At 43.7% G+C, this 10,589-nt stretch carries 11 protein-coding genes; 5 read left to right on the top strand and 6 right to left on the bottom strand.

Annotated elements, in window-relative coordinates; genetic code table 11:
* Window positions 1–101 precede the first annotated feature (101 nt).
* On the bottom strand, window positions 102–1,481 hold the full coding sequence (locus H8B19_RS17265; RefSeq protein WP_186508267.1) for an ATP-binding protein: 1,380 nt from the start codon (window positions 1,479–1,481) through the stop codon (window positions 102–104).
* Complete coding sequence (locus tag H8B19_RS17260) at window positions 1,478–2,173, bottom strand: response regulator transcription factor (RefSeq protein ID WP_186508266.1); 696 nt, start codon at window positions 2,171–2,173, stop codon at window positions 1,478–1,480. Before H8B19_RS17260 ends, H8B19_RS17265 begins: the two co-directional genes overlap by 4 nt.
* Window positions 2,174–2,331: 158 nt before the next feature.
* Here H8B19_RS17260 and H8B19_RS17255 point away from each other — a divergent pair, with 158 nt between their 5' ends.
* Window positions 2,332–3,129 carry a Spy/CpxP family protein refolding chaperone gene (locus H8B19_RS17255; protein WP_186508265.1) on the top strand — a complete coding sequence of 266 codons (798 nt, stop codon included), beginning with the start codon at window positions 2,332–2,334 and terminating at the stop codon, window positions 3,127–3,129.
* A 57-nt stretch (window positions 3,130–3,186) separates the two neighbouring features.
* Here H8B19_RS17255 and trmL read toward each other — a convergent pair whose 3' ends face one another.
* Both trmL and H8B19_RS17245 read right to left on the bottom strand, forming a co-directional pair.
* Window positions 3,187–3,651 (bottom strand): tRNA (uridine(34)/cytosine(34)/5-carboxymethylaminomethyluridine(34)-2'-O)-methyltransferase TrmL, encoded by a 465-nt coding sequence (gene trmL, locus H8B19_RS17250; protein ID WP_186508264.1) that lies wholly within the window; start codon window positions 3,649–3,651, stop codon window positions 3,187–3,189.
* 93 nt (window positions 3,652–3,744) lie between these two features.
* Entirely contained in the window at window positions 3,745–3,999 is a 255-nt protein-coding gene (locus H8B19_RS17245; RefSeq protein ID WP_186508263.1) for a DUF3081 family protein, read from the bottom strand.
* 101 nt (window positions 4,000–4,100) lie between these two features.
* Here H8B19_RS17245 and H8B19_RS17240 point away from each other — a divergent pair, with 101 nt between their 5' ends.
* Complete coding sequence (locus H8B19_RS17240; protein ID WP_186508271.1) at window positions 4,101–4,994, top strand: cation diffusion facilitator family transporter; 894 nt, start codon at window positions 4,101–4,103, stop codon at window positions 4,992–4,994.
* Window positions 4,995–5,290: 296 nt separating this feature from the next.
* On the opposite strand, the gene H8B19_RS17235 is transcribed toward H8B19_RS17240, so the two are convergent.
* Both H8B19_RS17235 and argE read right to left on the bottom strand, forming a co-directional pair.
* Window positions 5,291–6,340: an alpha/beta fold hydrolase gene (locus H8B19_RS17235; protein WP_241737657.1), complete on the bottom strand. Its 1,050-nt coding sequence runs from the start codon at window positions 6,338–6,340 to the stop codon at window positions 5,291–5,293.
* 135 nt (window positions 6,341–6,475) lie between these two features.
* Window positions 6,476–7,609, bottom strand: coding sequence for an acetylornithine deacetylase (gene argE / locus H8B19_RS17230; RefSeq protein ID WP_186508262.1), 1,134 nt, complete (start codon window positions 7,607–7,609; stop codon window positions 6,476–6,478).
* Window positions 7,610–7,846: 237 nt separating this feature from the next.
* Here argE and argC point away from each other — a divergent pair, with 237 nt between their 5' ends.
* The 3 genes from argC to H8B19_RS17215 are packed head-to-tail and all read left to right on the top strand — an operon-like array spanning window position 7,847 to window position 10,583.
* Window positions 7,847–8,860, top strand: coding sequence for an N-acetyl-gamma-glutamyl-phosphate reductase (gene argC, locus H8B19_RS17225; protein WP_186508261.1), 1,014 nt, complete (start codon window positions 7,847–7,849; stop codon window positions 8,858–8,860).
* Window positions 8,857–9,639, top strand: a complete 783-nt coding sequence (gene argB / locus H8B19_RS17220; RefSeq protein WP_186508260.1) for an acetylglutamate kinase — start codon at window positions 8,857–8,859, stop codon at window positions 9,637–9,639. Before argC ends, argB begins: the two co-directional genes overlap by 4 nt.
* Window positions 9,640–9,674: 35 nt before the next feature.
* Window positions 9,675–10,583 carry an ornithine carbamoyltransferase gene (locus tag H8B19_RS17215; RefSeq protein ID WP_186508259.1) on the top strand — a complete coding sequence of 303 codons (909 nt, stop codon included), beginning with the start codon at window positions 9,675–9,677 and terminating at the stop codon, window positions 10,581–10,583.
* Window positions 10,584–10,589: the final 6 nt, after the last annotated feature.

Here is a 10,589-nt window from a genome sequence, read left to right as displayed (position 1 = left end):
CTTATCCAAGATGGGTAAAACCGAAAACAAATCGATATCCCCATAAAAAGAAAAATGCCAGTCAGCTTAACTGACTGGCATTAGCCTTTTCAGGCTCTTTTTTATTTTTGCAAACAAACTGTTATGCAAAGCCCTCCGCCTGATTTTAAGTCGGCGGAGATTGAGCCATTCATCGATTCAATCGCTCGTTGACTTATCGCCAAGCCCAGGCCTACCCCACCTGAATCACGACTGCGGGAAGAGGCCGTTCGGTAAAACGGCCTAAATATATTGTCCAGTTCATGTTCAGACACGCCCGGACCATCGTCACAAATTTGAATCTGCAGATTGTGGTTATTTACTTTGATATCAACATTAACCTTATGCCTGGCATATTTAATGGCATTGCGTAAAAGATTCTCTATTGCGCTACAAAATAAGTTACTGTCTACCTTAATTTCTATATCTGCAATCGGCGACACCTCTAACTCTTTATTGTGCGCAGAGGCTTCAAAATCAGCGTCTTCAATCAGATTATCCAAAAGGTCAGCTAAGTTGACTGTTTGCAGCTTTAACTCTGCCTGAGCACTGTCGAGTCGCGATAAAGTAAGTATTTGCGCCAGCATCGATTCTATCCTTTGAGCTTCAGTTTCGATGCGAGTGAGAACGGTACTTTCCTGTTGTTGTTGCGCAATGCCAATGGCCACTTGCAAACGGGCGAGGGGTGAGCGCAATTCGTGAGAAATATCGGCCAACATGCGTTTTTGGCCTGCAATCAGGTTTTCTAAATGGCCTGCCATGGCATCAAATTCATGGGCAAGCTGGCCTATCTCATCCTGACGGTTTGCCGATTCGCCACTGCGGCTGCTTAAATCCCCTTTGCTCATCTTATTAGCGGCGCTCTTTAATCGGCGCAAAGGGGTAACCAGAGACCAACTCAATAACAAACACAGCAGTCCACTAAGAATGACAGCTATGCTAATTAAAAAATAAGGCGGCTGATGACGTATATCGCGCAGTAAATTAGGTGGTTCACGTTTGCCTACGAACAATACATAGTCAGTGCCAATGAGTGTGATATGTTCCGGGCCGGCAAAACGCCAGCCAGGCAGCCGAATACTAAAGGAAGAAGGCTGGTCCACCAAATCGAGGAAAATCTGTTGCATGGGTAACTCGCGCGGCATAAAACCAGACACAATGTCTTTATTTTCCACATTGATGAGTAACAGATCTGAGTGAGAACGCTGTCCCATTCGCATTAAAATTTTGCGGAGATCATCGGGAGTCAGGTTATTTGAATTATTCAGTTGGCTGAGTCTCTTACTATGCATTATGAGAGAGCGTTGATCTTTGTCATTTAATGGCTGAAGTGAACGTTCCAAAAAAGCTTGTCGCGCAACCCAGGCGGTGGTGATGATGATTAACAGCATCGCCAGCCAGAACCACAGGAAAATTCGGCCAAACAGACTATTCAGTGGGTTGAGTTTTTTAATCATTTTCATTGCATTGCTTCAGTAAAAATGTAGCCGGAACCACGTATGGTTTTAATTTTATCCTGTTGACTTGCCTGGCCCAGTTTCTTGCGAATATTGCTTACATGCATATCAATACTGCGATCAAATGCGACCAGTTTTCTGCCCAACACTTGTTCACTTAATTGTTGTTTAGTGACTAAGTTGCCTGATTGTTGCATCAGTAATTGCAAAATGCCGAACTCGGTACCAGTCAACTCTACAGGGTGGGCATTACAGATAACTGTCTGATTCGCTGGATTAAGTGTCACTTCGGCTGAGCTCAGGGACATGTGTTGATGGGCATTGCCGATATGTTCAATCCGTCTGACAATTGCTTTTATACGAGCAGATAGTTCACGAGGATTAAAGGGTTTGGGCAGGTAATCATCTGCGCCTAATTCCAAACCGAAAATGCGGTCGAAATCGTCGCCTTTTGCAGTGAGCATTAAAACAGGAGTTAGTGAGCTTTGACGCAGCTTTTTAAGTACTTCAAAGCCATCCATTACCGGCAACATAACGTCTAACAGAATGAGGTCATAGTTGCCTTTTGTGGCCATATTAAGGCCGGTTAAACCGTCATGTGCAGTATCAATACTGTATTCCTGCGGCGATAAATATTCTCTGATCAGGTCAGTTAGCTCTAAGTCATCATCTATTAGTAACAGGGATTTTGCTTGCATACCGCAGCCCTCGTAACAATCATGGGTTAATGCTACCCCGCCTTAATTTGATGCAAAAGTAAAACTGACAGTCTTTACATAAGATTTACAGAGCCTTTGCGTTACTTTGCATTGCAAGCGCTAAGCTTTTCCACAAGCTGTTAAATGAGGACAAGCGAATGAAAAAGTTAATGTTAAACAAAATCACCAGGTCATTAGGTTTAGTGTTGTTAACCATTGTGTTAGTGGCGCCAGTCAGTGCAAATTGGCGTGGCGAGCATCCACAGGTTGCAGCCATGTTCCATCAGTTAGATTTAAGTCGTGAACAGAAAATGCAAATTCGCAGTTTGCTTAAAGAGCAACGCCAGCAACATAAAAGAGAAGGTCGTGAGCAAGCGCACCGTCAATTAAAAGCTTTAATTGACGGTGATAATTACGATAGTGCTACGGCGCTGCAACTTGCTACGCAACAAGTGCAAAAAAAATCTGAAAAAGGGTTAGAGCAGGCTCAGCTGAAACATCAGTTATGGCAAGTGCTTACTGCTGAGCAACAAACCCAGTGGCAGGAGTTACAAACTGAACGCGCACAGCGAGAGCGTCCTGAACCTAAGGATCGCCCGATGCCATTTGATTTACTAAGCCTCAGCGATGAACAACAACAGCAGTTAGATGTACTTAAACAAAACGCCGAGCAAAATCATCAAGCTCATAAAACACTGATGAAACAAATTCGTAGTGAAATCAAAGCGGTTGTACAAAGCGCTGATTATTCTGATGAGCAAGTGACACAGATTTATGCGTCATATCAACCTCAACTCATCGAGTTAGCTAAAGCCGAGGTGAAGTTCCGTTACGATAGCTGGCACTTGTTGACGCAAGAGCAACAAGAGGAATTAAAAAGTTTATGTCGTGAGTTTAAGCAAGATAAACGAGATGGATTTAAACACCAGTCTAAGTTTCAGCGTGGAGGTATCTGACGAATCGTCAGGCCATAAAAAAGGCGCCTAGTGCGCCTTTTTCTTTGTCGCTCTAGCTTAAACCGCACCTTTAAACCCCAGTTGTCGCCAGGATTCATAGACAAAAACCGCCACCGCGTTGGATAAATTCATGCTGCGGCTTTCCGGCACCATAGGAATACGAAGACGCTGCTCTGGCGGCAGCGATTCGATTATATCAGCGGGTAAACCTCGGGTCTCAGGACCAAACAATAAGGCATCGCCTTGTTCAAAGTCGGCTTCGGCAAAATTAGCTTTACCTTTTGTAGTACAGGCAAAAACACGTTTAGGCTGACATTGGTTTAAATAAGTTTCTAAATTTGGGTGGCGGGCAACATGGCTGAATTCGTGGTAATCCAATCCCGCACGTCTCACTTTTTTATCATCCCAATCAAAACCGAGAGGTTCGATTAAATGCAATGCATATCCCGTGTTAGCGCATAATCGGATGATGTTACCTGTATTGGGAGGAATTTCAGGTTGGTATAAAACAATATCAAGCATGACGTGTTGTAGCCTTAGTCAAATTTGGCGCCAGCATAGAGAAAAAGTCTGGTAGAGTAAAATTTAATTCTGTTGCTTTTAGCGCTTCAAAACTCAGCCTTTAGCCACATTGGCGATTTTCTTAAACAGGCTTTCCAGCTCACCGTTATCTGCGTAATCCAGATTATATTTTCCGTGAAAATATAAGGTTAGCGTTGCCTGATTAAACTTTAGGTAACAGGTGTAACCATCGAAATCGTGCCAGGCTTCAAGGCCTTGATAAAAATAATGTTCATCGCGTTTTTCACCTTTTTCGCACACCAGATTAAACACTTTAAGTGCCTGTTTTGTATCAAGTTCGTTTTGCAAATTATTCTCCTTGTTTGTCGCTGCTGGGTTTCGCGCACCGTATCTGGTTATACTAGATGTCTTTCCATAAGCGACATTGAAATTGGGTCTGACCATTGAATATGCAATCAAATCAGCATGCTGAACAATACGGTTTTTGGGTAAAACTGGCAACCACACTGGCCTTGGTTGTGGCAGGTAGTATGATTTTTGTGAAAGTATACGCTTGGTACCGCACAGATTCGGCCTCCATGTTAGCCTCGTTGTCCGATTCAATCTTTGATGTTGCGGCATCTATGATTAACTTTTTTGTGATCCGTTACGCCATTATGCCGGCGGATGATGATCATCGTTTTGGTCATGGTAAAGCTGAATCTTTAGCCGGATTAGCCCAGGCTGCATTTATTACCGGTTCTGCCATGTTGCTGATATTCCATAGTGTTGATCGCATCAAAGATCCTCATGCGTTACATCAACCGCAGCTAGCCATTTATGCCACCTTATTTAGTGTAGTGATGACACTGCTGCTCGTGGTAGTGCAGCGCATCGCGATTCAACGTACAAATTCGGTGGCGATTAAAGCTGATTCTATGCATTACCAGTCAGATCTATTAATGAATCTGGCGGTGTTGCTGGCTATTTGGTTAAGTACCAGCGGTTATCCACAGTTAGATGGCTGGTTTGCGATTGGTATTGCAGTGTATTTAATATGGGGGGCGAAGAGCATCGCACTGGAATCATCTCAGGCGTTAATGGACAAACAGTTACCTGATGCATTTACTCAGCAAGTCGAGCGTATTATTCGCAGTCATCCCGCTGTTTTAGGTGTACATGATATTCGTAGTCGTCAATCGGGCATGATGACCTTTGTGCAGTTTCATTTAGAACTGCAAGATGATTTGAGCTTGTTTGATGCGCATGCCATTAGCGAAAATATCGAAGAGAGTATTAGCGCTCAGTTTGAAAACATTGAAGTGTTGATACACAAAGATCCAGTATCCGTAGTGAAACGCTGATGTTTACTAGAGCGTGTTGATCTTTGCTGTATAGTTTTGCAACGAGTTGCGCGGTATTTAAACCATGAAGCACGAATGTGGTGTAGTTGTTCTACATAAATGAGTGATGAAGCAGTAGAAATGCCGCGCAAACGTTGCCCGAAGGGTTCGTCCTAAACACATTTTACTCTTTGTTACTTATTTTTGACTTAATCCATTAGGCCTGCAAATAAGCGTCGCGATTAAAAAGTGTTTAGTTAGAACAAAATTCATACCGCAAAGATCAACACGCTCTAATCAGCGCTATTTAGATGGTATTAATTCGCAGCAAAAAAGGTTAATACATGATTGAGTGCCGGTGTGCGGTACTGGTCCTGCTCCATCAACAACTCGTGTTTAGCGCCATCAATTTTCTGCACACTGCAATTTGGCAGTTTGTTGCACACTTCATCCTGCGCTTTGTTTTCCACCACCATATCGCCGCCTGATTGCATCACTAAAACAGGTAGCTCAATTTTGTCCGCACTATTTGCAATATGTTCCATGGCGATAAAAGCGCTTTTTAGCCAGCGCAAGGTCACACCGCCTAATTTTGCTTGTGGTTTTTGCTCATATTCATCCCGGAAAATCTGATAACGTAATTTGCTGTGGGTAATGGTATTCATGGCAAAAGGCACGGCAATATAATCGGTTTGTCCGATAAAGTACCAGGCCTTATTGGAGAAGGTCGCGTTTAAACCTAAACCCGCGTTTATAATCGGTAAGGCTGCCCAGTCAGGAATAGGTGACTTAATACCAAACATGGGCGACGAAAAGACAACTGAAGAAAAATCGTCCGGATGTTTTAACAGATATAACGCACCAATGGCACCGCCCATAGAATGGCAAAGCAATTTAGGTTTATGGGGGCTATTTGGTTTGACGATGGTTTGATAAAACTGCTGCATATCTGCCACAAAGTTATCAAAATTCTCCACATAGCCCCGTTGTTTTTGCGGTAACATTCTACCTGACAGGCCTTGTCCACGATGATCCCAAATAAACACTGAGTAGCCGTTTTGGTATAAATCAAACAGTAACTCTTTGTATTTGATCAGGGATTCGATGCGTCCGGAGGAAATCACAATACTGCCAATCTCATCTGGATGAATCACGTAGGCATAAGCGATCTCATTATTATTTACCCCACTGAATGTGCCTTGCACCACTCGATCTGCAAAAAACGGCAGGACTTTTTGCTTGTAATCGGTACTTAAGTCGGTTTCAGAAGTCAGTAAAAAAGGTTGGGACATAGATTGGGCAACCGCATGGGTCACTGATAAGCAGCTTACAAGCAGCATCAGTAACAGGTGGAAACGAGTTCGCATAATAATGCCTGAGTCATAAAGTGAAGTTAAGTATGCCACAGGCATTTGGTGGAAAAAGTGACAATAAAAAGAAATCTTTTTAAATCAGTCATTTTTCCACATCGTTCAACACTGCATACGCTTATATAATCCGAATTAAAAACACACCTTTTTAATGGTTTGTTGTAACAGGTTCACGGTTGGATTGACGTAATCCAGCGAGATAAATTCATCTGGTTGATGAGCCTGATTAATACTGCCCGGACCAAGCACTAACGTATCGCAACCTAACTGGCTGATAAACGGTGCTTCGGTGCAATAGTTAGCACTTTCGATTTTATTGCCGGTAAGTTGTTGAGTCAGCTGGATGATGTCTGCTTCTTCCCTACAGGAAAACGAAGGTACGGTGGCGTACATTAATTCACGGCTAATTCTGCCCGGCCACTTTTGCATAAGTGGATGCAAAGCTTTATCAATTTGCTGAATGACATCTTCATCCTGCATCGAGGGGATTAACCTCACATCAAAGTTCATCTGGCAATGACCACAGATACGATTTTCGCCATCGCCGCCATGAATATGACCAAAGTTCATGGTGGCTTGTGGTACGGCAAAGCTGCTGTCAGTTTGTTGGGTAATTTGTTGTTTTAACGTCATTAACTGACCAATAGCGTCGTACATAATTTCAATAGCATTAACGCCTTTGGCTGGATCGCTCGAGTGACCGGCCTTACCCTGAATATTCAGGCTATGTGCCATATGTCCCTTATGTTTGTATATCGGTTTTAATTCGGTAGGTTCACCGATTAGAGCGACATCGGGTTTATATAATTGTTGCTCAGCAAAAAAGCGTGCACCCGCCATCGAGGTTTCTTCGTCTGCACTGGCCAGAATGTACAAAGGTTTTTGTAGTTTATCTAAAGGCACGTCTTTTAGTGCTTCGAGAATAAAAGCAAAGAAGCCCTTCATATCACAGGTGCCAAGACCAAATAACTTGTTGTCTTTATTGAGAATGGAAAATGGATCTGAATTCCAGCGCCCTTCATCAAAAGGGACAGTATCTGAGTGACCGGCGAGTAACAATCCGCCTTCACCACTGCCTATTTTGGCCAGCAAATTGTATTTATTTCGTGTATCAGGCACCGGATGGATACTGATTGAAAAGCCAAGCTCTGAAAAATGCTCTGCCAAATAATTAATCAAAGGCAGATTGGTTTGGTCGAGCTGGGCATCAAACGCACTAATGGTAGGAATAGCAATGATATTCTGATAGTGCTGGAGGAAGTTCATAATGGGTTCCTGTTAAATAAATATGCAAAATAGTTGAATAATTATATAAATAATGGCAAGCTTCAAGCTGATTTAATTTAACCTGATATTTAAAGCAAATGAAATATTTCAATGTCACCCTAAGGAATGGGTCATTCTCCCAATTGCAGCGACGATGCGAGTTAACGGAATAGCTTAATCACGCTGTCTTTTTTGTTTTACCTATACTCATTAACCTGTTAACGAATTATTTTTGCTATGACATTGAAAACCTGTGTATTTGGCGCCAGCGGTTATGCTGGTATCGAACTTATTTCTATGCTGCAACAGCACCCTCAATTTTCATTGTGCGCGGCCTATGTGTCACAACATAGTGCCGACGATGGTGTTTTGTTGCGTGACCTTTACCCACGTTATCCTTACCTTGATGATTTAACGCTTCAAGCCGCTGGCCCTGAGCAGATTGCTGATGCAGCCCAAAACATGGATGTGATTTTTTTAGCGACGCCCCACGAATTCAGCCACGACGTCATACCGCAGTTGTTAGCGGGTAAAGCTAAAGTGATGGATTTATCCGGTGCGTTCCGCATAAAAAATGCGACTGTCTTTGAACAGTTTTATGGTTTCCCACACTTACATGCCGGGTTGCTCGAACAAGCCGTGTATGGTTTGACTGACTGGCACCAGGACGCAATTGCTCAGGCAAATTTAGTAGCTGTGCCGGGCTGTTATCCTACCGCTTCTTTGCTGGCGCTTAAGCCTGTCGTGAATATGTTAGATAGCTCGGTGCGTCCGGTGATTAATGCGACATCGGGTGTTAGTGGCGCTGGTCGCAAAGCCGCGCTTAAAACCAGTTTATGTGAAGTCAGTTTGCAGGCGTATGGCGTGTTGGGGCACAGACATCTGCCAGAAATCGAAAGCTGGTTAGGCGCAGAGGTGATTTTCACCCCTCATCTGGGCAATTTTAAACGTGGCATTCTGGCGACCGTGACAGCTAAGTTGAAATCTGGTGTGAGCGAATCGGATGTACAGCAAGCTTTTGAGCAAGCCTATGCGGCTAATACACAAGTCAGATTAAGCAAAGATTTCCCGAAAGTGGATGATGTTGCACACACCGCACGCTGTGATATTGCATGGAAATATCAGGTTAGTAGCGGTTATATCGTCATTTCTTCAGCCATTGATAACTTATTAAAAGGTGCGGCAGCGCAGGCATTGCAATGTGCCAATTTAGCCTGTGGACTGGATAAAAACTCAGGGTTGCCATTATGAGTTCGTTAAGTCCGATTGTAATTAAAGTGGGCGGTGCGCTGCTTGAAAGCCCGGCACACATGCAAAAATTATTTGAGGTGGCAGCGACCATCGCGGCTGAGCGTTCGCTGGTATTTGTGCATGGCGGTGGCAGTTTAGTGGAAAACTGGTTGCAAGCGCTGGGCAAAACTTCTCAAAAACATAATGGTCTGCGGGTTACACCTGCTGATCAAATTGAGTTTGTAGCTGGTGCATTGGCCGGTGCTGCAAACAAAAAATTAGTCGCACAAGCCAAAATGCAGCAACTAAACGCGGTAGGTTTGAGCTTAGCGGATGGCGATATGGTGTCTTGCACAGTGATGTCTGCAGAATTAGGTTTAGTTGGGCAGGCGAGTCCTGCGCAAGGCAAGGTTTTGTTGGCGCTTATGCAACAAGGTTTTGTGCCTGTGATTAGTTCCATCGGTTGTGATGAAACTGGCGAATTATTGAATGTGAATGCTGATCAAGCTGCTGAAGCGGTCGCGCAATCAATTGGCGCAGAATTGTTGTTATTGTCTGATGTGCCTGGCGTGCTGGATGCAGGTAAAAACCTTATTAGCAGCCTGAATGCAAAACAGATAGACAACTTGATCGAGCAGGGCATTATCCGCGATGGCATGGCGGTTAAGGTCAAATCAGCGCTACAAACCGCCACTCAGATTGGCAAACCTGTGATTATCGCTGGCTGGAAAAATCCCGAATATTTAGCTGACCTGACTCAGGAACAGGCAGTTGGTACCACTATTTACCCGCAGTCTTGATGAACCTGGCTGTATCAATAAAGGAGTTAAAACTCATGCAACAAGGGTTACTGACATTTGCTGAGCATAGTGCTGAACAGGTGAATGCATTATTGGATTTAGCGGCAGATTTTAAAGCCGATCCTTATAAATACCGTCAGGCACTGGCTGGTAAGTCAATTGTGGGGTTATTTGAAAAACCGTCACTTCGAACCCGCGTGAGTTTTGATATTGGTATTAATAAGTTAGGCGGGCACTTTTTATATCTGGATTGTCAGGATGGGCAGCTTTCAGGGCGTGAGACGCTGGAAGATATTGGCGCTAATTTGGGCTGTTGGGCTGATGGTATTGTTGCACGTGTATTTAAACACCAAACCTTAATTGAACTAGGTAAAGGCAATGATGTGCCCGTGGTGAATGCACTTTGTGATTTGTATCATCCTTGTCAGGGATTAGCGGACTATCTCACCCTCAAACAAGCATTTGGGGATCTTAAAGGTTTAAAAGTGGCTTACATTGGCGATGGCAACAATGTCACCCATTCGTTAATGATCCTCGGCGCTATTTTAGGCGTGCATGTTACCGCGGTATGCCCTAAAGGTTATGAGCCCCATGCACCAACCGTAGCAAAAGCGGTTGCTCTGGCTGCTGAATCTGGCGTGACCATTTCAGTCACAGATGATATTAATGCATTACAGGACATGGACGTATTGTATACCGATACCTGGATTTCCATGGGCGATAACACCAAGTTTGAACAGATCGAACAAACGTTTATGCCTTATCAGTTAACAATGGATTTATTTAAACAAACAGGCGCAAAATATGTTTTACATTGTCAGCCAGCACACCGTGAGCAGGAAATTACCAGTGAGCTGATGGACAGTCCTTATTCATTATTATTGCAGCAGGCGGAAAACCGCATGCATGCACAAAATGCGATTTTAATTGACCTATTTAAGTAAGAGAGT

This window comes from Neptunicella marina, assembly GCF_014270035.1.
In the GTDB taxonomy this organism is placed as follows: domain Bacteria; phylum Pseudomonadota; class Gammaproteobacteria; order Enterobacterales; family Alteromonadaceae; genus Neptunicella; species Neptunicella marina.
Note: the sequence above shows the minus strand (reverse complement) of the source record. Positions and strands in the feature narration are given on the sequence as shown.